Here is a 26,279-nt window from a genome sequence, read left to right on the forward strand (position 1 = left end):
CGGCGCGCAAATACGAGCTCAGACGCGCTCCACAAATCCATCCAACACCCGCTTCTGTCCGGCGCGGTCGAACTCGATCGTCAGCTTGTTGCCTTCGATGCCGGTGATGTTGCCGTTGCCGAATTTCAGGTGGAACACGCGGTCGCCGAGGGTGAAACGCGACGGTTCCGACGAAGTGGATTTCGCCACCAGTTCGCCGTCGATCGTGCGCCCTTTCGGGCCGCTTTCGCCGTAGCCGATGCGCTCGACGGCGTGGCCGGAGCGGGTGCCCCAGTTGTCGCGGGTGGCGTCTGATTTGTTGGCCTGGGCGCGTTTCCAGCCGGGGGTGGAATAGGAGTTGGCGAAGGGCTCGGCCTTGTCGAAGCGCGACTGGCCGTAGCCGCCGCGGCCATAACCGCCATAGCTCTGCTCCATCTCGGCGACCTCGACATGGGTTTCCGGCAGTTCGTCCAGGAAGCGCGAGGGCAGGGTCGATTGCCAGAGCCCGTGGATGCGGCGGTTGGAGACGAACCAGATGTGGCAGCGATGCTTGGCGCGGGTGATGCCGACATAGGCGAGGCGGCGTTCTTCCTCCAGGCCGGCGCGGCCGCTTTCGTCAAGCGAGCGCTGGTGCGGGAAGAGGCCTTCTTCCCAGCCGGGCAGGAAGACGGTGTCGAATTCGAGACCCTTGGCCGAGTGCAGCGTCATGATCGAGACGGCATCGAGGTTCTCATTGGTTTCTGCGTCCATGACGAGCGAGACGTGCTCAAGGAAGCCGCGCATCGACTCGAAGCTCTCCATCGAGCGGATGAGTTCCTTCAAGTTTTCGAGGCGGCCGGGCGCTTCGGCGCTCTTGTCGTTCTTCCACATGTCGGTATAGCCGGACTCTTCGAGGATTTGCTCGGCAAGTTCGGTATGCGGTGTGTTTTCAAGCAGTTCCTGCCATCGGCGGAAAGATTGAATCACGTCGAAGAGGGCCTTGCGCGCTTTCGGCTTCAGCTCGTCCGTCTCGATGATATCGGTGGCGGCCGCAAGCATCGGAATGTCTCGGGCGCGCGCATAATCGTGCAGCGCGCGGACCGTCGTATCGCCGAGGCCGCGCTTCGGCGTGTTGATGATGCGCTCGAAGGCGAGGTCGTCGGCCGGCTGCGCGACCAAGCGGAAATAGGCCATGGCATCGCGGATTTCGAGACGCTCGTAGAAGCGCGGGCCGCCGATCACGCGGTAATTCAGGCCGAGGGTGACGAAGCGGTCTTCGAATTCGCGCATCTGGAAGGAGGCGCGCACGAGGATCGCCATGTCGTTCAAAAGATGCTTCTGGCGCTGGAGCTGCTCGATCTCCTCGCCGATGGCGCGGGCTTCCTCCTCCGAGTCCCAGGAGGCGTGGACCTGCACCTTGACGTCGTCAGGATCGGAACGATCGGTGAAGAGCGTCTTGCCGAGGCGGCCTTCATTATGGGTGATGAGATGGGCGGCAGCACCGAGGATATGGGCCGTCGAGCGGTAATTGCGCTCCAGCTTGATGACCTTGGCGCCGGGGAAATCCTTTTCAAAGCGCAGGATGTTGTCGACCTCGGCGCCGCGCCAGCCATAGATCGACTGGTCGTCGTCGCCGACGCAGCAGACATTCTGCGGCTCGCCCTTGGGGCGCTGGGCGAGGAGCCGCAGCCACATGTACTGGGCAGTGTTGGTGTCCTGGTACTCGTCGACGAGGATGTAGCGGAAGCGGCCGTGATATTCCTTCAGGAGATCCGGGTTCTTGCGGAAGATCGCGATCGGATGCATCAGCAGGTCGCCGAAATCGCAGGCGTTCAGCGTCGAGAGGCGTGCCTGATAGGCGAAATAGAGGTCGCGGCCCCGGCCGTTGGCGAAGGCGCGGGCATCACCCTCGGGGATATCGGCAGGGCCGAGGCCCTTGTTCTTCCAGGTGTCGATCATGCCGGCGAACTGCTTGGCCGGCCAGCGCTTGTCGTCGAGCCCCTCGGCCTGGATCAGCTGCTTGATCAGTCGGACGACGTCGTCGGTATCGAGAATGGTGAAATCGGAGCTCAGACCGACGAGTTCGGCGTGGCGGCGCAGGAGCTTCACGCCGATCGAGTGGAAGGTGCCGAGCCAGGGCATGCCTTCGACGGCGCCGCCGACGAGCAGCGCGATGCGCTCCTTCATCTCGCGGGCAGCCTTGTTGGTAAAGGTGACGGCGAGGATCTGCGAGGGGAAGGCGCGGCCGGTGTTGAGGATATGGGCGATGCGGGTCGTCAACACGCGCGTCTTGCCGGTGCCGGCGCCGGCGAGCACAAGCACCGGGCCTTCCAGCGTTTCGACGGCTTCCGTCTGCTCGGGGTTCAGCCCGGCGAGATAATCCGGCCGCTTGCCGCCGTCGCGGGCGGCCATGGCGCGAGCGGCGATGCCGCCACCGGCGGCGGGTACTCTTCCGGCGGGTGCCTGGGGGGATTGCTGCTTGCGCGGCGCCTCGCCCGGCTCTTCGTCGAAGAAGGGAATATCGTCGAAACTATTGCTCATGGCGCGTAATGTAGTGATTCGGGAAGGAAAGACCAGAAAAGATGTTCTGCTTTCATTCCCGAACCGGCGCTATCCAGCGGCTATTGCTCAGGCAGCCTGCTGCGGGGTTAGCACGAGGCCGAGCGAGACAGCGGCAAAGAGCGGCGGCAGCGCGAAGCACCAGGTTCCCACGATGGTATAAAGCAGGGCGGCCAGGCCACAGCCGAGCGCGAAGGCGGAAACCGCGATCACCATGCGGCCGAGGCGTCCGCGCAGGGTCTTGCCCGTGTCTCCGTCCGCGCCGTTGGCGAGGTCGGCGAGATCGATCATGATCTGCGTCGTCGTGCCGGTCATCAGCGTCGACGGCGGGGCCTGCGGCAGGTGGATACGGTGGGCGGCATTCTGGATCGCCATGGCGACCACCAGCAGCATACCGGTGAAGACGAGCGGAAAGCCGTCGGGATTGGTGAAGGGCGCAAGAGCGATGGCGCAGGCGCCTCCGACGATCAGGAAAACCAGTTTGAAGGCCAGCAAGATCTTCAGGCTGAGCTGATCCGGCACCTCGAAGCGCCGGTTGACATAACGAAGCGCGAGGACCGTCAGGCAGAAGACCGGCAGCGCCAGCAGCTTGGCGATGATACCAGACGTGCCATGGGCAAGAGCTGCGCCGAGCGTCACGAAATTGCCGGTGACATGGGCAGGGAAGAGGCCGCCGAGCGCGAGGAAACCTGATGTATCGACATAACCGCCGGTCAGGCTCAGCAGGACGGGAAGGGCTGGGCGCATCGTCGTGTCCGTTTTGCGAGGGCAGGGGATCGGTTCGGATTACTTTGCCGCGGTGGCGTGGATTTCGGCAACATAGCCGCCGGGGAATTCCACCATCGCCGCCCTTCGATCGCCCGACTGGTAGGGTTCGACGAGGATCTGGGCGCCGCTCTCCTTCGCCTTGTCAAGCGTCGCATCGAGATCTGAAGTCTCGTAGCCGGTCGTGTCTCGGCCATAGGGGAAGGGCAGGTGACCGTCGGTGACGAGAACGGTCATGCGGCCGAAGATGGATTCGATGCGCAGGCGGTGGAAGGTCTCGTCCGGCCGGCCGATCTCGATGCCTGGTGCCTTCGGATCGTCGGAGACCACCTTGCCATGGGAGAAGGCGATGAAATCATGGGTGAAGGCGGCGACCCGGTCAGCCGAAACATAGACCCGGTTTTCCGGGATCGTTGTCAAAGCCGGATAATTGGCCGCCGTCGTGTGCCAATAGAGCTGCATGTTGACGCCGCCCGGCCACTGGATGACGGCGTCGCGGCCGATCGGGTCCTGGAAAGGCGCGACGATGATGTCGGCGCCGGCCGACTTTGCCGCCGCGACCGCCTTGTCGAGATCGGTGACGAGATAGCCTGATCGCTCGGCGCCGAAGGGATAGGGGATCGGCGTCTGGAAGCCGAAGAGCGAGACGGAGCCGACCGGGGTCCGCAGGAGTTGCGAGGTGGTACTGCTCGGTGTCGGCGTGACCGATGCCGTCACCTGCTTGGTGCTGGTGCCGCCGAAGGTGGCGAGGAAACTCTTGACGAAGGCGTCGACGTCGCTGGGCGCGACATAGACATGGGTCGTGTCATATTGCGCGCCGACGCCGAATTGCGCGCCGACGCCGAATTGCGGCGTGACGGCGAGAGCAGGAGAAGCGGCCAGACCGAGAAGAGTAACAAGGGTTAGCGGCAGGCGAAGCATGCGAGACCTCCTTTGACACGGGTGCCCAGCGCATAGCCGCGAAAACCGGAATCGATTCTCGGAAAGGATTCTGCGAAGTGCCAGGGCGTCCTTAGCCCGTCTTTCTCCTTTTGGCGACCGTCGTCAGGATCGTCGAAGCGGCGAAAGCAGGACGAAAATTCCAATGACGAAGATGTCGGGATCGGGGTGACGGGAACGTCCTTGGGCCATCGGACAGCGGTCCGGATCAATGCCCGTCAACAAGGAGACTGTTTCATGCCGAAGGTCGTTTCAAATCTCTGGTTTGCGGAAGAAGCCCGCGAAGCCGTCGAATTCTACGTGTCCGTCATCCCCGATTCCCGGATCGGCCGCACAACGATATTGCCGGCGGAAACGCCGAGTGGGCCTCCAGGCAGCGTCGAGCTGATCGAGTTCACGCTCGGCGACCAGGCATTCCTGGCGATGAAGGCAGGTCCGCTCGACAGCTTCAACCATTCCTTCTCGATCGCCATTCTCCTGGAAAGCCAGGCCGAGATCGATCGGATATGGGATGCCTTCCTCGCCAATGGCGGCACGCCGGAGGCCTGCGGCTGGCTTAAGGATCGCTGGGGCCTTTCGTGGCAGATCGTGCCGCGCGTGCTCTCCGAGATGATCGCCGACGGCGACCGCGAGCGGGCAAAGCGCGTAACCGAGGTGATGCTCGGCATGGTCAAGATCGATGTCGCCGCATTGGAGAAGGCGTTCAATGGCTGAGAGGCAGCGGCGAGAGAATCAGAATAGCGGGCGCATGACCGTCATGCGCCCGCTTCCTAATAGAATATCCCCAATTTCAGGATGCCGCATGGCCTCGCACATCGCTGCCGGCCCGGTCGAGGCGGCCTTACAGGCTGCCGATCGCTGATTTTTCGAATTCTCGAATCACGGGCGACATTGCACACCTTTTCGATCTTCTTGTCACGTCGTGAAATGTGCTGATACCGCGACTACGCCTTTCTCAACTATACTGATCAACAGTTTCGTAGAGTAAATAAAGAACCGGTGGATGCACAATTTCGTGCATTGCTAGAAACGGCCGGTGAGCGTGGAATATACTAACGAAACTATTGATTCTCAGGAACGTCGTGGCCATCTCGATGGTTATAGGGACACCTGAAGCCTGTGGCATAACCTTGATGGAGGGCCCATGCTGAGCGAATCCGTATTCGATGCGTTCACCCGCAGTTATGAAGCGCGCCGCGAGGCCGACATGTCGGTCGCGGAATATCTCGATCTCTGCAAGAAAGAACCGATCGCCTACGCCAATGCGACCGAGCGTCTGCTCGCCGCGATCGGCGAGCCGCAAATGGTCGACACCGCCAAGGACGCGCGCCTCGGGCGGATCTTCATGAACAGGACCATCCGGATCTATCCTGCCTTTGCCGGCTTCCACGGCATGGAAGAGACGATCGAACGCATCGTTTCCTTCTTCCGCCACGCCGCACAGGGGCTCGAGGAGCGCAAGCAGATCCTCTATCTCCTCGGCCCGGTCGGCGGCGGCAAGTCGTCGCTGGCGGAGCGGCTGAAGCTTTTGATGGAAATCCATCCGATCTATGTGCTGAAAGCGGGCGACGAGATCAGCCCCGTTTTCGAAAGCCCGCTCAATCTCTTCGACCCGGAAACCATGGGGTCGCTTCTCCAGGAGCAATACGGCATTCCCCTGCGGCGCCTAAGTGGGCTGATGAGCCCGTGGTGCCTGAAGCGGCTCGATGATTTCGGCGGCGATATTTCCCGCTTCCGCGTCGTCAGGATACAGCCGTCGCGGCTGCGCCAGATCGCGATTGCCAAGACCGAGCCCGGAGACGAGAACAACCAGGATATCTCCTCGCTGGTCGGCAAGGTCGATATCCGCAAGCTGGAGACCTATTCGCAGAACGATCCCGATGCCTACAGCTATTCGGGAGGTCTGAACCGCGCCAACCAGGGCATCCTTGAATTCGTCGAGATGTTCAAGGCGCCGATCAAGATGCTGCATCCGCTGCTGACGTCGACGCAGGAAGGCAACTATATCGGCACTGAGAATATCGGCGCCATACCCTTCTCCGGCATCGTCCTTGCGCATTCGAACGAGGCGGAATGGCAGACCTTCAAGGCCAACAAGAACAACGAGGCCTTCATCGACCGTATCTGCGTGATCAAGGTGCCTTACTGCCTGCGCGTGACGGAAGAGCAGAAGATCTACGAAAAGCTGATCGAGGGATCGGAACTCGCGGACGCGCCATGCGCGCCGGCGACGCTCGAAATGCTCGCCCGCTTCTCTGTGCTTTCACGCCTGCGCAAGCACGAGAATTCGACCTTCTTCTCGAAGATGCGCACCTATGACGGCGAGAGCCTGAAGGAGACGGATCCGCGCGCCCGCAGCGTCCAGGAATATCGGGATGCGGCCGGCATCGATGAGGGCATGGACGGCATATCGACCCGCTTCGCCTTCAAGGTGCTTGCCTCCACCTTCAATCACGACACTACCGACATCGGCGCCGATCCGGTTCATCTGATGTATGTGCTGGAGCAATCGATCCGCCGCGAGCAGTTTTCCGACGACGTCGAGAAGCGCTATCTGGAATTCATCAAGGCCGATCTTGCACCACGTTACGCAGAGTTCATTGGCAATGAAATCCAGAAGGCTTATCTTGAATCCTACGCGGACTACGGACAGAACCTGTTCGACCGCTATGTGGATTATGCCGATGCCTGGATCGAGGACGTGGACTTCAAGGATCCCGATACCGGCCAGCTTCTCGATCGCGAGCTCCTCAACCAGGAACTGACGAAGATCGAAAAGCCGGCGGGAATCGCCAATCCGAAGGATTTCCGCAACGAGATCGTCAAGTTCTGCTTGAGATCGCGGGCAGCCAACGGCGGAAAGAACCCGTCATGGACGAGTTACGAGAAAATCCGGGAGGTCATCGAAAAGCGAATGTTCTCGCAGGTCGAGGATCTTTTGCCGGTCATTTCCTTCGGATCGAAGAAAGATTCCGAAACGGAAAAGAAGCACAGCGAATTCGTCTCGCGCATGGCCGCGCGGGGTTACACCGAGAGGCAGGTTCGACGCCTTGTGGAATGGTACATGCGCGTCAAACAGGCAAGCTAATGCGGAGCCATTATGCACATTGTCGACCGGCGGCTAAATCCGCGCGGTAAAAGTCTGGAAAATCGGCAGCGGTTCCTTCGACGCATGAAGGGCGCCGTGCAGCAGGCGGTAAAACGTTCTCTGCAAAACCGTAACATCCGTGATGTGCTCGACGGCGGGGAAATCAGCCTGCCGATCGATGGAATGGCCGAACCGAGCTTGCGTAGGGGCGACGGCGGCATCCGCGATCATATCCTGCCTGGAAACAGGGCCTTCGTCGAAGGCGACATTCTCCCACGCCCGCCCGGCAGCCGAGGCGGAAAACCCAAGGATGCGGGCGAGGGCGACGGCGAGGACGGCTTCCGCTTCGTGCTGACGCGCGAGGAATTCCTCGATGTGTTCCTGGACGATCTGGAACTGCCCGACCTTGCCAAGCGGCGTCTGGCCGAAACCGAGGAGGAAACGCCCTTCCGGGCCGGTTATTCTGTGTCGGGATCGCCGGCCAACATTGCCGTCGGTCGCACAACCAGGCTCGCGATGATGCGCCGTGTCGCGCTTCATCGTCCGCGCCGCGAAGAAATCGAAGCCCTGCAACGGCAGATCGAGGAATGCGAGGACGACGAGAGCCGCCTGGCGCTTGAGGCAAAACTCAAATCCCTGACGGAAAAAAGCCGGCGCATCCCCTATATCGATCCGCTCGATGTCCGGTATCGCCGCTTCGAAAACGAGCCGAAGCCAGTGGCAAAGGCGGTGATGTTCTGCCTCATGGACGTCTCCGGCTCCATGTCGGAACATATGAAGGACCTCGCCAAGCGGTTCTACCTGCTGCTCTATCTCTTCCTGTCGAGGCGCTACAAGAAAGTGGAGATCGTCTTCATCCGCCACACCGACAGGGCCGAGGAGGTGGACGAGGAAACCTTCTTCTACGGTCCGGCGACCGGCGGCACGTTGGTATCCAGTGCGCTGGCGGCAATGCGGGCGATCATCGCGGCGCGTTTCGATCCGGCGGAGTGGAACATCTACGGCGCCCAGGCCTCGGACGGCGACAACGCCCATTCGGACGGAAACCTGACCGGCCATCTGCTGCAGGAAATTTTGCCGCTCTGCCAGTATTTCGCCTATATCGAAGTCGGCGAAGAGGGCGGCGACTCTTCGATATCCCGGTCGCCTCTCTGGCTGCTCTATGAGGGGATCCGGTCCGATCTCCTGCCGCTCTCGATGCGCAAGGTCTGCCGGCGAGGCGAGATATTCCCCGTCTTCCACGATCTCTTCCAGAAACGTGACGCACAGTCGAGGGTGACGCCATGACAACCACGCTGAGGCCGAAAGAGCTGCGTCTGTTCGAAGGTGCCGACTGGGACTTTTCAACGCTGCAGCGCATCCACGATGCCTGCGAGGAAATCGCGCTCGGCGAACTCGGCCTCGATGTCTACCCGAACCAGATCGAAGTGATCACGTCGGAGCAGATGCTGGATGCCTATTCATCGACCGGCATGCCGCTCTTCTACCGCCATTGGTCCTTCGGCAAGCATTTCGCCCATCATGAAACCTTCTACCGCCGCGGCATGCGCGACCTTGCCTATGAAATCGTCATCAACAGCTCGCCCTGCATCTCCTACCTGATGGAGGAGAACACGGCGACGATGCAGACGCTCGTCATCGCGCACGCCGCCTTCGGCCATAACCACTTCTTCAAGAACAACTATCTCTTCAAGCTCTGGACCGATGCGGAGGGCATCCTCGATTATCTCGATTTCGCCAAGGGCTATATCTCCCGCTGCGAGGAACGTTATGGCGAGGTGGCCGTGGAGCGCACGCTCGACGCGGCGCATGCGCTGATGTCGCATGGGGTGCATCGATATGCCGGCAAGAACACCCTCGACCTTCGCCAGGAGGAGAAGCGGCTGCAGGAACGCCGCGCTCACGAGGAGCAGATGTTCAACGACCTGTGGCGCACGGTTCCCGTCGGCAAGACCAAGAAGGCCGGCGACTTAGGGCTTGAAAAGCGCCGCGCCGCCCTCGGTCTCCCACAGGACAACATCCTTTATTTTCTCGAGAAATCCGCGCCGCGGCTGCAGCCGTGGCAGCGCGAAATCCTTCGCATCGTCCGCCATGTCGCACAATATTTTCATCCCCAGCGGCAGACCAAGGTGATGAACGAGGGAACCGCTACCTACGTCCACTACCAGATCATGAACCGGCTTCACGCAAGCGGGCAGATCACCGACGGAAACTTCCTCGAATTCCTGAAATCGCATGCCAATGTCGTGTTCCAGCCGAACTACGACGACCGTCGCTTCTCGGGCTTCAACCCTTATGCACTCGGTTTTGCGATGATGCAGGACATCGAGAGGATCGTTACGAAGCCGACGGAAGAGGACCGCGTGTGGTTTCCCGATATCGCAGGACGCGGCGGTGCGATGGGCGTCCTGCGCGACATCTGGGCCAATTACCGGGACGAGAGTTTCATCAGCCAGTTCCTGAGCCCCAATCTGATCCGGCAGCTGCGGCTGTTCCATCTCTACGATGATCCGGATCAGACCGAGGGAGTGCTGGTTTCGGCGATCCACAACGAGCGCGGCTATCTCCGCATCCGCCGCCAACTCTCGCGCGAATATGATATCGGCTGGACGGATCCGGCAATCGATATCGTCGACGTCGACCTCGCCGGCGACCGCCGCCTTCTCTTGCAGCACATCGTCGTGAACGACTGCTATCTCCAGGAAACCGACATGAAGCTCGTGCTGCAGCATCTTGCCGATCTCTGGGGCTACGACGTATTGCTTCAGGAAATCGACGGTTCCAACGTCGTGGCAAGAGAGCACACGGCGAGCCCGCGCAAGATCGTTCAGTGATCGGGCGCTTCGTGAGACGCCGAACTTAGAGGATCGGAAGCCTTTGGCGTGTCGGGTGAAGCACTTGTTTCGTGCCAGCCAAAGGTATATATCATGGTAGCTATCGCAGACGCGGGGGCCATCATGGCAACGAGAACAGCTAAGATTTTTACAACAGGTCGCAGCCAGGCTGTTAGGCTCCCCGCGGAGTTCCGCTTCGCCGAGAGTGAAGTATTCGTCCGTCGTGATCCAAAAACCGGCGATGTCATTCTGTCACGCAAGCCGGATACTTGGGATGGTCTCTTTGAACTCTACGGCAAGGATCATGTTCCGGATGATTTCCTGGGGGCGGACGACCGTCGGCAGCCTCCGCAGGATCGTGATCCGTTCGAGGGCTGGAAGGAATGACAGCCTGGATGCTCGATACCAATATCGTCAGCCACGTCATCAAGGGCGATCGGCCGGAGATCGTCGCACGGTTGGCCGTCCTTCCGATGGAGGACATTGTCATCTCGTCGGTAACCGAAGGGGAGATGCTTTACGGTCTCGCTAAGCGAGGTTATCCGACAGCCCTGTCGGAACGGATCAGACAATTCCTGCTCAGGGTCGATGTCCTCCCCTGGGATCACGATGTTACGCGAACATATGGCGACCTGCGTGCCGCCTGTGAAGCCAAGGGCGTAACCCTGGCGCCGCTCGACATGATGATTGCCGCTCATGCCGTCGCAACCGACGCAACCCTCGTCACACGCGACAAGGCTTTTGCTCAAGTTTTAGAACCTTTAAAGATCGACAATTGGGAGAACGAGCGAAGCTGACCGTTGACGCAGCCTTGTGACAGCTTCTTCTGGCTCAAAACTTTGATGCCACATAGAGGAGACGGAGGATGGACCGATTCAAGGGCGGCTGTCTGTGCGGCAATGTCCGGATTGTGGCATCGGGAAGCCCCTACCGGGTCGGCATTTGCCATTGTCTCGACTGCCGCAAGCATCACGGCGCGCTTTTTCACGCTTCCGCGATATTTCCCCAGCATGCGGTGACGATCGAGGGCGAAACGCGTGATTATGCCGGGCGGTTTTTCTGTCCCCGCTGCGGCTCGTCGGTTTTCTCTCGCACCGCTGATGAAATCGAAGTGAACTTGGGATCCCTCGACGCGCCCGACCAGCTGATGCCGACCTATGAACTGTGGACGGTTCGTCGCGAGTCCTGGCTGCCGCCGTTTCCGCTTGCGAGACGTTACGACCACGATCGCGACGCCACGAGACGCTTCGAGGAATAGCCCCCGCGTGCGGCAACGACGTCGCGAGGGGATCGAGCGGTATGGCCTTGCCGCGGCTACTTCAGAATGACGACGGCTTCGACTTCGAAGAGCATCGGGTCGATTGCCAGCTTCGGGACGGGAATGAGGGTCTGCGCCGGCAGCCTCTCGCCGAACATGTCCTTGACGTTTCTGGTCAGCACCTCAAGCTTGGACATGTCGTGATCGACCACGAAGACCGTGAGTTTGGCGACCTGATCCGGCTTCGCGCCGAGCGCATCGAGGGCCGCGTGCAAATTCGCGTAGGCCTGTTTCACCTGGACGGCGAAGTCGGGCGATAAGGCTCCGGTGCTGTCTTGGCCGCCCTGTCCGGAGATGTAGGCCAAGCGGGCTTCGCTGGGCACAATCACCGCCGTGCTGTAGCCGTTCGGCGTCGGGTCGTAGAGGTTTTGCGGATTGACGATGGTCAGCTTGAGATCATTCTCGCTCGCTGTCGCCGCATTGAAAACTCCCATGGTCATGATGATTAGCCCTCCGATGAGCAGATGCTTGATTGCGCGTGACATGATTTCCCCTTGGTTCTGAGGGCCGCGGGCAAGATACCCCCGCGGCTGCAGGATTGAAGTTAATCGTACACCGTACCATCAATTATCTCGTACGCCGTACGAGTCAACTGTTCGGGATCGACAATCCCCGTGTTGTCGGCTTAAATCGGCTCCGGATCGGCAGGGAAGATGGATGGCAGGCAAACGCAGCGGCGCTCAGAGCAAGCGGTCTCAACGGACACGGTCCGCCGAGCAGCCGCGCCATGATCCGGCTCTCTCCCTGGAACGGATCGTGGCGACCGCGGTGGAACTGCTGGACGCCCATGGTATCGATGGATTGACGATGCGCCGGCTCGCCGATCACCTCGGGTCTGGCGCAATGAGCCTGTATTGGCACGTCGATAACAAGGAGAAAGTCTTCGATCTGGCGCTCGACTCGGTGCTCGAATATCGCGAGCTGCCTGAAACAGCTCAGTCTCGAGACTGGCGCGGGGAAGTCGTTCATATGCTTCAGGACTGGCGCGCCGGCATGCTGCGCCATCCCTGGTCGGCGTCGCTGCTGCCACGCCGGGCGCTCGGGCCGAACATCCTCAGGCGCCTGGAATTGCTGAGCAGGACCTTGTCCGGAGCCGGCGTCGCCGACGCGGATTTGAACGTCGCGATATGGTCGCTCTGGAACTATGTGATAGGCGCTACCGTCACCCGGGCGAGCTTCGATCTCTCGGACGAGGACATGGCCGCCGCGCAGCAGCGCCTTGCGCTCGTCAGCGAACACTACCCGACAATCGAACGCTCTCGTCTGCTGCTTGATGATGATTGGGATGGCGCTTTCAGGAAGGGGCTCGACTTCCTGCTCGACGGGCTCGCTCCGAAATATTGAACGCCGCAGCCAAGGCTGCATGACGCGCCGACGACCAGCAATTATCGGTGGCAACGAACACAAAGGCTTAGTAACCTGACGCCGCTGCAATCGCCCGTATGATTTTCCATTCAAGCAGGTTCGGCCTTTGCAGTGATCTTTCCGGAGCGGATGGCGCGGGGACGAAAGACCATGGATGAAACGCGGCGCAAGCTCACGACGATCTTCTGTGCTGACGTGCAGGACTATACGCGGCTGATGGGCGCCGACGAGGAGGGGACGCTTGCGAGCCTGAAGCGTTGCCGGGAGGCGATGGGGCGCCTCATCGAAAGCCATGGCGGCCGTGTCATCAACACCTGGGGCGATGGGCTGATCGCCGATTTCCCGAGCGTCGTCGAGGCGGTGCGCGCGGCGGTCGACACCCAGAACGAACTCGCCGGCTTCAATGCCAGCCGCCCGAGGGACGGGCGTATGCTCTTCCGCATCGGCATCAATCTCGGCGACGTGATCGTCGAAGGCGACGACATCTATGGCGACGGCGTCAACATCGCCGCGCGGCTGCAGGCGTCGGCCACGGCCGGCGGCATCGTCATTTCGAGCACCGTCTACGACCAGGTTCGCAACAAGGTGGCAGTCGGTTTTGAGTTTCTCGGGCCGCTGGCGGTGAAGAACGTCGAAGAAGGCGTGCCGAGCTATGCGGTGAGAATTGGCGATGGAAATGACGACGCGCAGCCTGGCGAACGACCCGCCGCGCGATCGCCGCGGCCGGCCGCCGTTATGACCGAACCGCAGCCGGCGCCGCAGAGGCGGCGATCGTTTGCCTTGCTCGGCGTCGTCTCCGCCGTGCTCGTCGGCATCAATCTCCTGACGTGGGACGGCGTTTTCTGGGCGCACTTTCCGCTGCTTGCCTTCGCTGTCATTGCCGCGCTTGCCTGGAATCGTTCCCAGACCCGTTTCGACCGCAGGTTGGCCGCGCTGGCGATCCTGGCGCTCGGCTTCATCTGCATCAACCTCTTCACCTGGAGCGGAACGTTCTGGGCGGTATGGCCGATACTGGGAGTGGCCGCAGTGAGTGGCCTGCGCTGGTCGATGCGCCGCTAGTTTGCCGCGCGATATTCGCCGATAAACCGGCGGCGTCGAAGACGTTTGCGCGGTTCGATCAAGCAAAAGTGAGCGGCCGGGTTATTTCCATTCTTCGCTGATATTACAAATCGGTAATGCCGGGTGCTGACGCTTGCCGCTAAGCTGCAAAAGCGCGATATTGTCGCACCCGGTGTGTAACCTGGTCCCGCAGCGCCTCTTTCGACCGACCCTGGTCCAACCTCGAGTCCCTCCGGAGACGTGAATGGCTTTTTGGAAGCAGCTTGCACTTTCGCTCATCGTCATCATCGCCGGTTTTGCCGCGTGGGTTTTCTTTGCGCCTGACGCAGGCGACACGATGCGCAATGCCGGCATTCCCGATAGCCTCGTTTCCAAGATTACGCCGAAAGCCGAGGAGAGTGCGGATGCCGGCGGTTCCTCGCGGGCCGAAGGGCAACAGCAGGGACAGGGTCAGAATCGCCGTAACGGCGGCGGGCGCAGCGGCGCCATTCTGGTCGCCACGCAAGCCGTCGTCCAGGGCGTCGTCAACGACCGGCTGAACGCCATCGGCACGGGGGATGCGATCCGTTCGGTCGCGGTGACGCCGCAGGCAACGGGCACGATCCGCGAGATCCTGATCAAATCGGGCGACATGGTGAAGGCCGGCCAGGTGCTCGCCAAGCTCGACAGCGAGGAACAGGTGATCGCCCGTGGCCAGGCAGACGTGGCGGTGAGGGCTGCCGTCGAGAAGTCCAATCTCTATCACAACATCAAATCCAGCGTGTCGCGCATGGATGTCTTCGATTCCGAGATCGCCGAGCAGGGCGCGCGGCTGCAGCTGCAGGCCGCCGAACTCAATCTCGCGCGGCGCAACATCATAGCTCCGATCGACGGCATCGTCGGCATCGTGCCCGTCAATATCGGCGACAATGTTACGACGACGACGCCGATCGTCACACTCGACGACCGTTCGGAAATCCTCGTCGACTTCTGGGTGCCGGAGCGTTTCGCCAATACGGTGAAGGTCGGCCAGCCGGTCGACGCCATGTCGGTTGCAAGACCGGGGCAGATGTTTTCAGGCGCGATCGAGGCCGTCGACAACCGCATCGACGCGGCAAGCCGCACGCTGCGCCTGCGGGCCAGGATCGACAATTCGTCGGATGAGCTGCGCGCCGGTATGTCCTTCAACGTCAGCATGAAATTTCCCGGCGACAAATATCCGGCGGTCGATCCGCAATCCGTGCAGTGGGATTCTCAAGGCTCCTTCGTCTGGCAGGTGACCGACGACAAGTCGCACAAGGTGCGGGTCAGCATCGTGCAGCGCAATCCCGATTTCGTGCTCGTCAACGCCGACCTCAAGGATGGCGACAAGATCGTGACGCAGGGCCTGCAGCGCGTGCGTGAGGGTGGGGCGGTTCGCGTTTCCGCCGATGTCGCCTCGAACGGCGAGGTGACAACCCGATGAGCGTGACCGAGATGCCTCAGGACAGGGCGTCGGGCAAGCAGAGCTTCACCGCGCTTTTCGTTCGCCGGCCGATCCTCGCACTGGTGTTCAATACGCTCATGGTCGTCGCCGGCCTTGCGGCTTACGTCGGCGTCGAAGTCCGCGAATTGCCGGATGTCGACCGTCCCGTCGTTACCGTGCGCACCACGTTCGACGGCGCATCGCCGCAGACGATCGACCAGGAACTGACCAAGGTGATCGAAGGCGCGGTCGCGCGCGTCAGCGGCCTCAAGTCGATCTCGTCGACCTCTTCCTTCGGCCAGAGCCGGGTGACGCTGGAATTTTCCGATGCGATCGATCTCTCGGTTGCCGCCAACGACGTGCGCGATGCGATCGGCCGCATCACCCAGAACCTGCCGGATGAGGCGGATGCGCCTCAGATCGTCAAGGCGGATTCGGATTCCTCGGCGATCATGCGCCTTGCCGTCACCTCCACCAAGCTCAACATGGACGACCTGACGCAGCTCGTCGAGAACGAGGTGGTCGATCGGCTGGCCTCCGTCGATGGTGTCGCCGACGTCGAGGAATATGGCGACCAGGAGAAGGTCTTCCGCGTCGATGTCGACCAGGGCGCGCTTGCCAGCCGCGGGCTCACCATCGGCGACCTGATCAAGGCGCTCGACAATGCCGCGCTCGACGTGCCGGCCGGATCGCTGAAGAGCAACACGCAGGATATCGTCGTGCGGGCTACCGCCAACCTGCAGACGCCGGCGGATTTTTCCAATGTCATGCTGCAGGACCGCGTCCGGCTCGGTGACGTCGCGACCGTGACGCTCGGACCCCGGGACGGCGAGACGGCGCTGCGCTCGAACGGCAAGCCCGGCATCGGCCTCGGCATCATCCGCCAGGCACAGTCGAATACGCTCAACATCTCGACCGGCATCAAGGCCGCCGTCGCGCAGCTCTCGAAGACGCTGCCGGAGGGAACGACGATCGCCATCACCAGTGATGACGCCGTCTTCATCGATGGCGCAATCCATGAAGTGGTGCTGGCGCTGGTGCTTGCCGCCGTCATCGTCACCGCCGTCATCTATCTCTTCCTGCGCGACTGGCGGGCGACGCTGATTCCGGCGGTCAGCATGCCGGTAGCGCTGACCGGCACGCTGGCGGCGATCTACATGGTCGGCTTCTCGATCAACATCCTGACCCTGCTCGCCATTGTGCTGGCGACCGGCCTCGTCGTCGACGACGCGATCGTCGTGCTCGAAAACATCGTGCGCCGGCGCGCCGAAGGCATGGGGCCGCGTGCGGCCGCCGTGCTCGGCACGCGCGAGGTGTTCTTCGCCGTCATCGCCACGACCGCGACGCTGGCGGCCGTCTTCATCCCGCTCTCCTTCCTGCCGGGGCAGGTCGGCGGCCTCTTCCGCGAATTCGGCTTCGTGCTCGCCTTCTCGGTCGGCCTGTCGTCGATCGTGGCGCTGACGCTGTGCCCGATGCTCGCCTCACGCATGCTGACGAAGCCGATGCTCGAGGATCATGGCTTGCTCGGCCGTTTCGGCGGTGCGCTTGCCAATCTTTACAAATGGGCGCTGCACGGTTGTCTCGGCGCGCCCTTCGTCGTCATCCTGTTCTCGGTGATCTTCGCCGGCGCGGCTGTTATCGCCTTCTCCACAGTCAAGAGCGAGCTGACGCCGCAGGAGGACCGGTCGATGGTGATGATGCGGCTGACGACGCCGCAGGGTTCGAGCCTCGAATATACGCGCGACAAGATGCAGCTCCTCGAGGAATATCTGCAGCCGCTCGTCGACGGCGGCGACATCCGCAACGTCTTCTCGATCTCCGGCCAGGGCGGTTCTTTGAACAGCGGCTTCATGGTGCTGACGCTTGCCCCCTGGGGAGAGCGCCACCGGACGCAGGCTGAGATCGTCGGCGACATCAACCAGGCGGCCGCAAGGGTGCCGGCGCTGCGCGGCAATGCCATTTCCTCCAACAGCCTGCGCATCCGCGGCGCCGGTAGCGGCGTGCAGATGGCGCTTGTTGGTAACGATCACGAGGCGCTGACGGCGGCTGCCGCCAAGCTGGTGCAGGCGCTCGACACCACCGGCCGATACGATACGCCGCGCCTGACCAACGAGCCCACCCAGGCGCAGGTGTCGGTTGCGATCGACCGCGAGCGCGCCTCGGATCTCGGCATCGACATCACCGGGCTTTCGACGGCGATCCAGTCGCTGCTCGAAGGGCGCTCGGTGGTCGACGTCTTCGTTGGCGGCGAATCCTATCCCGTGCTGCTGACTTCGACGACGCGGCCGGTCGACGACCCGACCGACCTCGAAAACGTGTTCCTGAAGACCGGTGACGGCAAGATCGTGCCGATGTCGGTTATCGCGACGATGACGGAAGGGTCTGTTGCGCCGCAGCTGAACCGCGAGCAGCAGCTCGCCTCGGTCGCGATCACCGCCGGCCTAAAGAACGGGATGTCGCTCGGCGATGCCGTGAAACAGGTGACCTCGCTTGCCGAGCCGCTGCTACCGCCGGGTTCACGCCTGGTGCCGCTTGCGGAAGCCGCGACGCTGGAAGAGAATTCGAACGGCATGGCGCTGACCTTCGGCTTCGCCATCGTCATCATCTTCCTGGTGCTCGCCGCGCAGTTCGAGAGCGTCTTGTCCTCGCTGATCATCATGTCGACGGTGCCGCTCGGCCTAGCCTGCGCCGTCTTTGCGCTTGTCATCACCGGCTCCAGCCTCAACATCTACAGCCAGATCGGCCTGGTGCTGCTGGTCGGCGTCATGGCGAAGAACGGCATCCTGATCGTTGAATTCGCCAATCAGCTGCGCGACCGCGGCGAGGATGTGCGCTCTTCCATCGAGAAGGCCTGCGCGCTTCGCCTGCGCCCGGTGATGATGACGATGATCGCGACCATTCTTGGGGGTGTTCCCTTGGTCTTTGCGCATGGGGCCGGTGCGGAAGCGCGCGTGGCGCTCGGCTGGGTCATCGTCGGCGGTCTCGGCTTTGCGACGCTGATGACGCTGTTCATCACGCCGGTCGCCTATCTCCTGCTTGCCCGCTTCGCCAAGCCGCATGCCCATGAGGAAGCGCGCCTGCACGAGGAAATGTCGATCGCCACGCGCCCGCGCGCCGTAGCCGGCGAAAAGCAGCTTCAGGCCGCCGAATAAGGCTTCGCATCGATTTGAAAGAACGCCGCCGGATCTTTTCCGGCGGCGTTTCTCATGGTGTATGAAGTCTTGCGAAATAAACTCAATTCGCTCTGAAGATTAGCCGTTTTTTAAGCATAAACGGCAATGATTGTTACCAGCAACCGACGGGTCTTCTTCGTTTCCTGAAGGCCGATGCGCTGGGATTCCAGCGGCCCGGGACATGAGTGTCCGAGCGGCGCGGTTCATTTTTGTACAGTTTGCGTTTGTTGTGTTTTGGAGTTTAGTTCCGTGAGTATTTATCAGCGCACCTCCGTGGATGCGGCGCTTTACGTGCTGCGCGATACCAATCGGAAGATGACGGTTACGCAGAACCACATCACGACGGGCATGCGCGTCGCCAAAGCCAGTGACAACGCCGTCTACTGGTCGATCGCCACCACCGCACGCACCGACAACAAGGCGCTTTCGGCCGTCCAGGATGCGCTTGGCATGGCGGCCGCCACGATGGGAACGGCCTATACCGGCGTCCAGAATGTCATTGACGTCGTCTCCGAGATCAAGGCCAAGCTGGTTGCCGCCACCGAAGACGGCATCGACAAGAACAAGATCAACGAAGAGATCAAGCAGCTGCAGGAGCAACTGCGCAGCGTGTCGGAATCGGCGACCTTCAACAGCGACAATTGGGTGATCCTCAACGACGACGCGACGCCGACGCAGCCGCGCCAGATCCCGGCCTCCTTCATCCGCAATTCCGACGGAACGGTCTCTGTGGGCATGCTGAGCTACCATATCGACACGACGCCGGTCGGGGCCACATCCTCCAAGGATGCGCGCTATCTGATCGACGACCGCGCCACGGGGTCTGGCGAATATGGTGTGCTGACATCGGCCTATTTCGCCACCGAACTCGGCGCCTCGCAGGACTACGTGCTGATGACGAGCAAGAACGGCACCACGACAGGCCAGGTGGTGATCTCGGTGGCATCAGGCATGACGAAGGGCCAGATCGGCCAGATGATCAGCGTCGTCGATGCGGCGCTGTCACAGCTGACAACGGTCGGTTCGGCCTTCGGTGCGCTGGAAAGGCGCATCAACCTGCAGAACGACTTCGCCACCAAACTGCACGACAACATCACCGCCGGCATTGGCCGGCTCGTCGATGCCGATATGGAGGAGGAGTCCAGCAAGCTCAAGGCGCAGCAGACGCAGCAGCAACTCGGCCTGCAATCGCTCAACATCGCCAACGCCTCGTACGACACGGTCAGGCAGCTGTTCCAGAATTTCTAACCTTCGATCACCCAGCCCCCCACCCTCGTGGTTCGAGACGGCTCCCGGTTCGTCACCGCAATCGATTCACTGGATCGATTGCTCCGCTCCGCGGACCGTTCCTCACCCTCACCATAAGGGCGGATCGTCGCTCTTTGCCGGCGCGCGAGCCCCGCCGATCCACTAAAACTGGTGATATCAGCGCATTGCTGCAACATGGCTGCTGTTTTGGCGCCTAAAATTCCCCTATCAAGAGAACATCTTCATTTTCTTGCCGTAATCCTTGCCATTTGCTCGCATCAGTTTTGAACGGAGACCGTCCTGTCCATGATCAAGAAATTCGTACTTCTGGCTGTCGTAGCAAGCTATCTCAGCGCCTGCACGACGACCGATCCCTATACCGGTGAGCAGAAGGTTTCCAATACCGCGGGCGGCGCGGCGCTCGGCGCGCTCGGCGGCGCCCTCGTCGGTGTGGCCGTCGGCGGCGGCGGGCACGGCAAGCGCAATGCGGCGCTGATCGGCGCCGGCATCGGGGCTCTGGCCGGCGGCGCGATCGGCAACTACATGGACCAGCAGGAAGCCGAGCTTCGCGCCCAGCTCGAAGGCACCGGCATTTCGGTGACCCGCAACGGCGACAACATCATTCTCAACATGCCCTCGAACATCACCTTCGACGTCGACCAGGATGCGGTGAAGCCGGGCTTCTATCCGACGCTGAATTCGGTGGCGATCGTGCTGCGCAAGTTCAATCGCACGCTGATCGACGTCAACGGCCATACGGATTCGACCGGCAGCCTGCAGCACAATCAGGACCTGTCGCAGCGCCGCGCGCTTTCGGTTGCCGATTATCTCGGCGGCCAGGGCATCGACCAGCGCCGCGTCTCGGCCGTCGGCTTCGGCCCGTCCCAGCCCGTCGCCTCCAATGCGAGCGAAGCCGGCCGCGCCCAGAACCGCCGCGTCGAGATCCAGATCGCTCCGATCACGCAGGGCTGATCCCACGCTTTTCCAGACGACAAAAAGGCCGGGTCATTGCCCGACCGGGTCATTGCCCGGCCTTTTTCATCTCCAGCATTCCATCAGTGCTGCATCGTCGCACCCTTGGTGATCTTGTCGACGATTTTCTTTTCGGCGCGCAGCGCAATGCCGACGACCTTGGCGTCTTCGGGCGTATACTCGGCAAAGACGGCGCGGTTGGCCGTGTCGTGGCCGGTTGCAAACATCTCCTCGATGAAGAGCGATGCGGTGACATCGCGTTCCAGCGTGCGGCGATGAATGGTCGATATCGTCGCCTCGTCGGCGGAAAGCACGATGATCGGCTGGATCGACAGCGGATTGTAGAGATTTCCGGCGCGGTCCCTGTAGGGTTCGCCGATGATTTCGGGATGGCTGCCGGCAATCCCCGTCATCAGGAAGGCCGTGACGTTCAGCTTCTGCCAGCCGGCAAGATTGTTTCGCAGGACGACGGCAATTTTGGTATCAAACATCGGACGGTCTTTCACCTCTCAACGGGACATGAAGTTTGAGCCAGGATCTACATCCGCAGGTCTTCGAAGGTCTTGAACGTTTGTGCGCGGCGCCATCGGGCAACGGCATCCTGACGGCGCCTGCCTTTCCCGGCATCGAGCGCATCGGAGCGCAGTTCTCGGGCAATGCCTTCGAGCCGCACCGGCATGATACCTATGCGCTCGGCGTGACGCTGAAGGGCGTGCAGACCTTTCGCTATCGCGGCGAGCGGCGTTTCAGCCTGCCCGGGCAGGTGATCGTGCTGCATCCCGACGAGGAGCATGACGGCGGGGCGGGGACCGAGGACGGTCTGCAATACCGGATGCTCTATCTCGAGCCATCGCTGCTTCTCGAATGCCTGGAGGCGGACGGTGTCGGCCTGCCTTTCGTCGACGAGCCCGTCATCGGCGATCCCGCGCTGGCGGCTGTGCTGCTGGCAGCACTCGGCGAACTCGACCGCGAGCTGGACGAGCTTTTCGTCGACGATTTCGTCAGCCGGGTGACCGGCGGGCTGTCACGGCATGTGCGCTTGCCGCGCCGGCCTCTCGGCGGCGTCGCCTGGCGACAGGCGCGGGCGGCGCGGGATTATCTCGAAGCGCATGCAACGCGGGCGGTGCGTTCAGGCGAACTGGAGGCGGTGACGGGGCTCGACCGTTTCGCACTGTCGCGGCACTTTCGGGCAGCCTTTGCCACCAGCCCGCACCGTTACCTGCTGATGCGGCGGCTGCAGCAAGCGCGCGCGATGATCGGCGCGGGCGAGGGTATATCAGATGTGGCGGCGGCAACCGGCTTTGCCGACCAGAGCCATCTCAACCGGCATTTCAAGAAAGCCTACGGCATGACACCCGGCCAATGGGCAACCCTCGCGCATAAGCCTGAAAACCGGAAGCGAATTTCAGGATTACGCGCCGATTCAAAGCGATAGCTTAGCTGTATCTTGGAGTTATGCCGGCATCCTTCAGTGCGTCGGCACCCAAGAGATTGGACCGGCCCTAGAACAAGGCGAAGAGGTCGCGCCGACCGTCTACCACCCGTACGATCTCAACCGTATGAATATCACCCTCGTCAGTGTCAGGCCTGGCTTCGTAAAGGATGACATAAGGGGTTTCGACAAGCATCCGCGCGCTCTGGAAGATTTCCGGATGGCGTTCGCCAAGGCGGGGATGCTCGATCAGCATTTCCGCCTTGTGCCGGAAATTGGCAAAATACCGCTCCGCGCTTCGTGGCTGGTCTTTACCGATATCGACGTAGATTTTCTTGACGTCGGCCCGGGCCTGAGGTGTCCAAACAAGTCTAGCGGGCATGGGTCGCGATAGGCAGTTCTTGGCGCGCCTCGTCCAGGGCGGTATCAAAATCCACATCCACGGCAGGGCCGCTGGCCTTGCCTTCATTCCACATGGCTTGCAGCTTGGCGATGTCCTCGCGCTTCTGCATCCACTTGGCCGACCAGTCGCGCATGGCTTCGCGGACGACCTCGCTTCCGCTGGCATAAGCTCCGCTCTGCACGGCATCGCGTAACAGCGCTGCATGCTGCGGCGTCATTGAAATGCTGACTTTTTCAACATTGGACATGGGTTCAACTCCATCTACCCTTTGGTGGTAATTATTACTACCAACTGCCGGCGGCGGCAAGAATTCTCAGAGGACGGGAATGCTCAATTGCGATCTGCGCGCCTTTGGCGTTTAAGCGGGATTTTCCGCAAGGCCGGAGCGGCGGGCGATGAAGCGGGCGAGTGTCGGGCCGATCAGTAGAATGACAAGGAAGCGGCCGGTCTGCATTGCCATCACGAAGGGTACGTCGACATTGCTTGACGCGGCGATGATCGCGACGGAATCGGCGCCGCCGGGGCTGGTGGCGAGATAGGCGGTCAGCGGATCGATGCCGGCGAAGACGTGAAGTGCCGCCGCCATGCAGCCGCAGAGCGCCATCAGCAGCACGAGGCAGGCCGATACCCGCGGTAGGGCGCGCGCCACATGCTTGAGGATCGAGCGGGTGAAGCGCAGGCCGATGCTCCAGCCGACGAGCGCATAGGCGACGGCGAGCAGCCGCATCGGCAGCTCGATCTTCAAGAGGCCGATGCCCTGCAGGAAGGCGCCGAGAAAAAGCGGCACGATGATCATGCCGCCCTGGATGCGCAGGCGGCGCACGCCATAGGCGCAAAAGCCGGCAAAGACGATGGTCGCCGCAAAGGCCGGCCAGTCGACCGTGGGAAAGAGGACAAGCGGCGGCGGCTCAGTGCCGTCGGCCGCTACCCAGAGGCGCGAGATCACCGAAGCGCCGACGGCGACGAAGACGACGCGCAGATACTGCATGAAGGCGACGAGCCGGGCATCGGCGCCGTAGGCTTCCGACATGATGACCATGGCGGAGGCAGCACCCGGCGAGGAGCCCCAGACAGCGGTCGTTCCCGGCAGCACCTGCCAGCGCGTCAGGAGCCAGCCGAGGCCGGTGGCGATGGCGATGACGGAGAAGACGAACAGCAGGAAGAGCGGCACGTCCTTCGCCATGACGCCGAGAATATCGGGGGTGATGGTGCGCGCCATCATGAGGCCGACGAGGACCTGGCCGAGCTGCAGCGGCCAGAGCGGCACGCGAAGCTTTCCCTTACCGACGGTCAGCGCCAACAGGATGGCGGCGACCATCGGCCCGATCAGCAGCGAGGCGGGTAGGGCGAAGAGTTCGAGGAAGACGGTGAGGGCGGTGGAGAGTGCAAGCAGCAGTGCCCATTTCGGCAGGCCCGCGTCGCGCAGCAGGCGGCGTGCGTCGCTGAATGACATGATCCCCGTATCTTTCCTGGCCGGTGCCAAGCCCTGAGGCTGGAGATGGGAGGACGCTCCGGCATGACGAAGAGAGACCGGCCGCAAGGGCCGGCTGGCGCGGTTTCGGTATAGGCGGGTGCGGCGAGCGCGGTCAATTGCGAAATCTGGCTTCCCGGCGGCCTGTCATGCGAATTTGATTCAAGCGGCCGCTTCAAGTCGTTGTTTTCTCATCAGAGGCGCGCATGGCTGGCGAGGAAATCGAGCAGGGCTCGCACGCGCGCCGGAAGCGGACCGCCCTGGCCCATATAGAGGGCGTAAAATTCCTCGAGGTCGCCGGGATTGGCCTCTTCCAGCACCGTCACCAGCCGGCCGGCATCGATATCGGCGCGCACGGTGAAGTCGGCAAGACGGGCGAGGCCGGCGCCTGATAAAGCGAGGTGGCGCATGGCTTCGCCGTCTGCGACCTGCACGCCCGGCGTGATCGGCACCGTCACCGTTTCGCCGTCCTCGCGCATCGGCCAGCCCTCGACGGCGCGGGCATAGGAAAAGCCGATGCGGCAATGGCGGCGGAGGTCGGCGAGCGTGCGCGGCTCGCCGTGACGTTTGAGATAATCGGGCGAGGCGACGATGCGCTTGCCGGTGGCGCCGAGCTTGCGGGCGATCAGGCTGGAGTTCTTCAAGGGGCCAGCGCGGATCGCAACGTCGGCGCGCTCCTCCATCAGGTCGACGATCCTGTCGGTGTGGGAAATATCGAGCGTCACGGCGGGATGAAGCGCCATGAAGGCGGGCACGAGCGGCGCCAGCACATGATTGCCGAAGGAGCCGCTGGTGTTGATGCGGATGCGCCCAGAAGCCTGTTCGCCCGATGATGCCTGCCGTTCGGCCTCGGCGATATCGGCGAGGATGGCGATGCTGCGCTCATAGAAGGCGCAGCCTTCCGGCGTCAGCTGCAGCTTGCGGGTCGAGCGATTGACAAGGCGGGCGCCGAGGCGCACCTCCAATCGGGCAACGAGCTTGCTGACGGCCGACGGCGTCATGCGCCGGGCTGTCGCGGCCGCGGAGAAGCCGCCGCGCTCGACCACGCTGACGAAGACTTCCATTTCCCCGGAACGGTTGATGTCCTGACGACTCATGATGAATTCAAGTCACAGATGATTTGCTTTCAGGCAATCTATATCAACGATGGCGTCGGGTCTATCTCAGAGGAAATAAAGGAGACAGAGCCATGGAATATAGAAATCTCGGCGCATCCGGCCTCAGAGTGCCGGTCTTGGGCTTCGGCGCGGGCACGTTCGGCGGCAGTGGCCCGCTGTTCGGCGCCTGGGGCAATACCGAAGGGGAGGAGGCGCGGCGGCTCGTCGATATCTGCCTCGAGGCCGGCGTCAATCTCTTCGATACGGCTGACGTCTATTCGGCCGGCGCCTCCGAAGAGGTGCTTGGCCAGGCGATCCGCGGCCGGCGCGATGTCGTGCTGATTTCGACGAAAACAGCGCTGCCGATGGGCGAGGGGCCGCAGGATTGGGGCTCGTCGCGGGCGCGGCTGATCCGGGCGACGGAGGATGCGCTACGCCGGCTCGGCACCGATTATATCGACCTGCTGCAACTCCATGCTTTCGATGCCTCGACGCCGGTCGAGGAGGTGCTGTCGACACTCGACGGCCTCGTTGCCTCAGGCAAGATCCGCTATGTCGGCGTTTCCAATTTTGCCGGCTGGGAATTGATGAAGTCGCTCGCCGCCGCCGAGCGTCATGGTTATCCGCGTTATGTCGCCCATCAGGTCTATTACTCGCTGGCAGGGCGCGACTACGAATGGGAGCTGATGCCGCTCGGCGCCGACCAGGGTGTGGGCGCCGTCGTCTGGAGCCCGCTTGCCTGGGGACGGTTGACCGGCAAGATCCGTCGCGGCGAGCCGCTGCCCAAGGCAAGCCGGCTGCATGAGACGGCGCAATATGGCCCGCCCGTCGATGACGAGAAGCTGTTCGACATCGTCGAGGTGCTCGACGCCATTGCGGCGGAGACCGGCAGGACCGTGCCGCAGATCGCCATCAACTGGCTGCTCGGCCGGCCGACGGTGTCGAGCGTCATCATCGGGGCGCGCAACGAGGAACAACTGCGGCAAAACCTCGATGCGGTCGGCTGGAGCCTGTCGAAAGACCAGATCGAAAGGCTCGATGCCGTCAGCGCGGTCACGGCGCCCTATCCCTATTTCCCTTATCGGCGACAGGAGGGCTTCGCGCGGCTCAATCCGCCGATTGTCTGAGCCGGAGTCTTTGCACAGCCGGGGTTG

At 62.1% G+C, this 26,279-nt stretch carries 24 protein-coding genes; 15 read left to right on the plus strand and 9 right to left on the minus strand.

From position 1 onward, the window contains the following. Positions 1–18: 18 nt before the first annotated feature. The 3 genes from EFD55_RS05535 to EFD55_RS05545 all read right to left on the minus strand — a co-directional run bounded on the left by EFD55_RS05535 (position 19) and on the right by EFD55_RS05545 (position 4,203). Positions 19–2,499: an ATP-dependent helicase gene (locus EFD55_RS05535; protein ID WP_125843610.1), complete on the minus strand. Its 2,481-nt coding sequence runs from the start codon at positions 2,497–2,499 to the stop codon at positions 19–21. An 87-nt stretch (positions 2,500–2,586) separates the two neighbouring features. After that, positions 2,587–3,264 (minus strand): YoaK family protein, encoded by a 678-nt coding sequence (locus tag EFD55_RS05540; RefSeq protein WP_125843611.1) that lies wholly within the window; start codon positions 3,262–3,264, stop codon positions 2,587–2,589. Positions 3,265–3,303: 39 nt separating this feature from the next. Next, positions 3,304–4,203 (minus strand): glyoxalase, encoded by a 900-nt coding sequence (locus EFD55_RS05545; protein WP_125843612.1) that lies wholly within the window; start codon positions 4,201–4,203, stop codon positions 3,304–3,306. Positions 4,204–4,458: 255 nt separating this feature from the next. Here EFD55_RS05545 and EFD55_RS05550 point away from each other — a divergent pair, with 255 nt between their 5' ends. The 7 genes from EFD55_RS05550 to EFD55_RS05580 all read left to right on the plus strand — a co-directional run bounded on the left by EFD55_RS05550 (position 4,459) and on the right by EFD55_RS05580 (position 11,401). Continuing rightward, complete coding sequence (locus EFD55_RS05550) at positions 4,459–4,935, plus strand: VOC family protein (RefSeq protein ID WP_125843613.1); 477 nt, start codon at positions 4,459–4,461, stop codon at positions 4,933–4,935. Between the two features lie 430 nt (positions 4,936–5,365). Then, the gene (locus EFD55_RS05555; RefSeq protein WP_125843614.1) at positions 5,366–7,309 is read left to right on the plus strand and encodes a PrkA family serine protein kinase; all 1,944 of its coding nucleotides are present in this window, start codon (positions 5,366–5,368) and stop codon (positions 7,307–7,309) included. Between the two features lie 12 nt (positions 7,310–7,321). Then, on the plus strand, positions 7,322–8,596 hold the full coding sequence (locus EFD55_RS05560) for a YeaH/YhbH family protein (protein WP_125843615.1): 1,275 nt from the start codon (positions 7,322–7,324) through the stop codon (positions 8,594–8,596). Further along, positions 8,593–10,143, plus strand: coding sequence for a SpoVR family protein (locus EFD55_RS05565; RefSeq protein WP_125843616.1), 1,551 nt, complete (start codon positions 8,593–8,595; stop codon positions 10,141–10,143). Before EFD55_RS05560 ends, EFD55_RS05565 begins: the two co-directional genes overlap by 4 nt. Before the next feature lie 123 nt (positions 10,144–10,266). Beyond that, positions 10,267–10,530 carry an antitoxin gene (locus EFD55_RS05570; protein WP_125843772.1) on the plus strand — a complete coding sequence of 88 codons (264 nt, stop codon included), beginning with the start codon at positions 10,267–10,269 and terminating at the stop codon, positions 10,528–10,530. Then, complete coding sequence (locus EFD55_RS05575) at positions 10,527–10,940, plus strand: type II toxin-antitoxin system VapC family toxin (protein WP_125843617.1); 414 nt, start codon at positions 10,527–10,529, stop codon at positions 10,938–10,940. The genes EFD55_RS05570 and EFD55_RS05575 overlap by 4 nt, the downstream gene beginning before the upstream one ends. Positions 10,941–11,008: 68 nt before the next feature. After that, the gene (locus EFD55_RS05580) at positions 11,009–11,401 is read left to right on the plus strand and encodes a GFA family protein (RefSeq protein ID WP_125843618.1); all 393 of its coding nucleotides are present in this window, start codon (positions 11,009–11,011) and stop codon (positions 11,399–11,401) included. A gap of 56 nt (positions 11,402–11,457) precedes the next feature. On the opposite strand, the gene EFD55_RS05585 is transcribed toward EFD55_RS05580, so the two are convergent. Further along, positions 11,458–11,946, minus strand: a complete 489-nt coding sequence (locus EFD55_RS05585; RefSeq protein ID WP_125843619.1) for a RidA family protein — start codon at positions 11,944–11,946, stop codon at positions 11,458–11,460. Positions 11,947–12,118: 172 nt separating this feature from the next. Here EFD55_RS05585 and EFD55_RS05590 point away from each other — a divergent pair, with 172 nt between their 5' ends. The 6 genes from EFD55_RS05590 (at position 12,119) to EFD55_RS05615 (ending at position 20,722) form a co-directional block, all read left to right on the plus strand. After that, complete coding sequence (locus tag EFD55_RS05590; RefSeq protein ID WP_125843620.1) at positions 12,119–12,805, plus strand: TetR/AcrR family transcriptional regulator; 687 nt, start codon at positions 12,119–12,121, stop codon at positions 12,803–12,805. Between the two features lie 171 nt (positions 12,806–12,976). Further along, complete coding sequence (locus EFD55_RS05595; RefSeq protein ID WP_125843621.1) at positions 12,977–13,885, plus strand: adenylate/guanylate cyclase domain-containing protein; 909 nt, start codon at positions 12,977–12,979, stop codon at positions 13,883–13,885. A gap of 244 nt (positions 13,886–14,129) precedes the next feature. Further along, a complete protein-coding gene (locus tag EFD55_RS05600) occupies positions 14,130–15,329 on the plus strand; it encodes an efflux RND transporter periplasmic adaptor subunit (protein ID WP_125843622.1) in 1,200 nt (399 codons plus the stop codon). Next, the gene (locus EFD55_RS05605) at positions 15,326–18,481 is read left to right on the plus strand and encodes an efflux RND transporter permease subunit (protein ID WP_125843623.1); all 3,156 of its coding nucleotides are present in this window, start codon (positions 15,326–15,328) and stop codon (positions 18,479–18,481) included. Before EFD55_RS05600 ends, EFD55_RS05605 begins: the two co-directional genes overlap by 4 nt. A 270-nt stretch (positions 18,482–18,751) precedes the next feature. Further along, positions 18,752–19,750, plus strand: coding sequence for a flagellin N-terminal helical domain-containing protein (locus tag EFD55_RS05610; RefSeq protein WP_125843624.1), 999 nt, complete (start codon positions 18,752–18,754; stop codon positions 19,748–19,750). A gap of 306 nt (positions 19,751–20,056) precedes the next feature. After that, positions 20,057–20,722, plus strand: coding sequence for a YiaD family glycine zipper/OmpA-like lipoprotein (locus tag EFD55_RS05615; protein WP_125843625.1), 666 nt, complete (start codon positions 20,057–20,059; stop codon positions 20,720–20,722). An 83-nt stretch (positions 20,723–20,805) separates the two neighbouring features. Here EFD55_RS05615 and EFD55_RS05620 read toward each other — a convergent pair whose 3' ends face one another. Then, positions 20,806–21,213 carry a DUF2000 family protein gene (locus EFD55_RS05620; RefSeq protein ID WP_125843626.1) on the minus strand — a complete coding sequence of 136 codons (408 nt, stop codon included), beginning with the start codon at positions 21,211–21,213 and terminating at the stop codon, positions 20,806–20,808. A 35-nt stretch (positions 21,214–21,248) separates the two neighbouring features. Here EFD55_RS05620 and EFD55_RS05625 point away from each other — a divergent pair, with 35 nt between their 5' ends. Further along, entirely contained in the window at positions 21,249–22,157 is a 909-nt protein-coding gene (locus EFD55_RS05625) for an AraC family transcriptional regulator (protein ID WP_125843627.1), read from the plus strand. 67 nt (positions 22,158–22,224) lie between these two features. Here EFD55_RS05625 and EFD55_RS05630 read toward each other — a convergent pair whose 3' ends face one another. From EFD55_RS05630 to EFD55_RS05645, 4 genes are all read right to left on the minus strand, one after another. After that, a complete protein-coding gene (locus EFD55_RS05630; RefSeq protein WP_125843628.1) occupies positions 22,225–22,536 on the minus strand; it encodes a type II toxin-antitoxin system RelE/ParE family toxin in 312 nt (103 codons plus the stop codon). After that, complete coding sequence (locus EFD55_RS05635) at positions 22,526–22,804, minus strand: ribbon-helix-helix domain-containing protein (RefSeq protein ID WP_125843629.1); 279 nt, start codon at positions 22,802–22,804, stop codon at positions 22,526–22,528. Before EFD55_RS05635 ends, EFD55_RS05630 begins: the two co-directional genes overlap by 11 nt. Before the next feature lie 111 nt (positions 22,805–22,915). Continuing rightward, entirely contained in the window at positions 22,916–24,010 is a 1,095-nt protein-coding gene (locus EFD55_RS05640; RefSeq protein WP_125843630.1) for an AbrB family transcriptional regulator, read from the minus strand. Between the two features lie 212 nt (positions 24,011–24,222). After that, a complete protein-coding gene (locus EFD55_RS05645) occupies positions 24,223–25,125 on the minus strand; it encodes a LysR family transcriptional regulator (RefSeq protein WP_125843631.1) in 903 nt (300 codons plus the stop codon). A 92-nt stretch (positions 25,126–25,217) separates the two neighbouring features. On the opposite strand from EFD55_RS05645, the gene EFD55_RS05650 reads away from it, so the two are divergent. Further along, positions 25,218–26,252 (plus strand): aldo/keto reductase, encoded by a 1,035-nt coding sequence (locus tag EFD55_RS05650; RefSeq protein WP_125843632.1) that lies wholly within the window; start codon positions 25,218–25,220, stop codon positions 26,250–26,252. Positions 26,253–26,279 lie beyond the last annotated feature (27 nt).

Origin of the sequence: Rhizobium pisi (assembly GCF_003938655.1) — a bacterium.
Lineage (GTDB): Bacteria > Pseudomonadota > Alphaproteobacteria > Rhizobiales > Rhizobiaceae > Rhizobium > Rhizobium pisi.

Bases quoted from the DNA above. Each gene is read 5' to 3' on its own strand.
- EFD55_RS05535 (WP_125843610.1), bottom strand. From the start codon at position 2,499: ATGAGCAATAGTTTCGACGATATTCCCTTCTTCGACGAAGAGCCGGGC.
- EFD55_RS05540 (WP_125843611.1), bottom strand. From the start codon at position 3,264: ATGCGCCCAGCCCTTCCCGTCCTGCTGAGCCTGACCGGCGGTTATGTC.
- EFD55_RS05545 (WP_125843612.1), bottom strand. From the start codon at position 4,203: ATGCTTCGCCTGCCGCTAACCCTTGTTACTCTTCTCGGTCTGGCCGCT.
- EFD55_RS05550 (WP_125843613.1), top strand. From the start codon at position 4,459: ATGCCGAAGGTCGTTTCAAATCTCTGGTTTGCGGAAGAAGCCCGCGAA.
- EFD55_RS05555 (WP_125843614.1), top strand. From the start codon at position 5,366: ATGCTGAGCGAATCCGTATTCGATGCGTTCACCCGCAGTTATGAAGCG.
- EFD55_RS05560 (WP_125843615.1), top strand. From the start codon at position 7,322: ATGCACATTGTCGACCGGCGGCTAAATCCGCGCGGTAAAAGTCTGGAA.
- EFD55_RS05565 (WP_125843616.1), top strand. From the start codon at position 8,593: ATGACAACCACGCTGAGGCCGAAAGAGCTGCGTCTGTTCGAAGGTGCC.
- EFD55_RS05570 (WP_125843772.1), top strand. From the start codon at position 10,267: ATGGCAACGAGAACAGCTAAGATTTTTACAACAGGTCGCAGCCAGGCT.
- EFD55_RS05575 (WP_125843617.1), top strand. From the start codon at position 10,527: ATGACAGCCTGGATGCTCGATACCAATATCGTCAGCCACGTCATCAAG.
- EFD55_RS05580 (WP_125843618.1), top strand. From the start codon at position 11,009: ATGGACCGATTCAAGGGCGGCTGTCTGTGCGGCAATGTCCGGATTGTG.
- EFD55_RS05585 (WP_125843619.1), bottom strand. From the start codon at position 11,946: ATGTCACGCGCAATCAAGCATCTGCTCATCGGAGGGCTAATCATCATG.
- EFD55_RS05590 (WP_125843620.1), top strand. From the start codon at position 12,119: ATGGCAGGCAAACGCAGCGGCGCTCAGAGCAAGCGGTCTCAACGGACA.
- EFD55_RS05595 (WP_125843621.1), top strand. From the start codon at position 12,977: ATGGATGAAACGCGGCGCAAGCTCACGACGATCTTCTGTGCTGACGTG.
- EFD55_RS05600 (WP_125843622.1), top strand. From the start codon at position 14,130: ATGGCTTTTTGGAAGCAGCTTGCACTTTCGCTCATCGTCATCATCGCC.
- EFD55_RS05605 (WP_125843623.1), top strand. From the start codon at position 15,326: ATGAGCGTGACCGAGATGCCTCAGGACAGGGCGTCGGGCAAGCAGAGC.
- EFD55_RS05615 (WP_125843625.1), top strand. From the start codon at position 20,057: ATGATCAAGAAATTCGTACTTCTGGCTGTCGTAGCAAGCTATCTCAGC.
- EFD55_RS05620 (WP_125843626.1), bottom strand. From the start codon at position 21,213: ATGTTTGATACCAAAATTGCCGTCGTCCTGCGAAACAATCTTGCCGGC.
- EFD55_RS05630 (WP_125843628.1), bottom strand. From the start codon at position 22,536: ATGCCCGCTAGACTTGTTTGGACACCTCAGGCCCGGGCCGACGTCAAG.
- EFD55_RS05635 (WP_125843629.1), bottom strand. From the start codon at position 22,804: ATGTCCAATGTTGAAAAAGTCAGCATTTCAATGACGCCGCAGCATGCA.
- EFD55_RS05640 (WP_125843630.1), bottom strand. From the start codon at position 24,010: ATGTCATTCAGCGACGCACGCCGCCTGCTGCGCGACGCGGGCCTGCCG.
- EFD55_RS05645 (WP_125843631.1), bottom strand. From the start codon at position 25,125: ATGAGTCGTCAGGACATCAACCGTTCCGGGGAAATGGAAGTCTTCGTC.
- EFD55_RS05650 (WP_125843632.1), top strand. From the start codon at position 25,218: ATGGAATATAGAAATCTCGGCGCATCCGGCCTCAGAGTGCCGGTCTTG.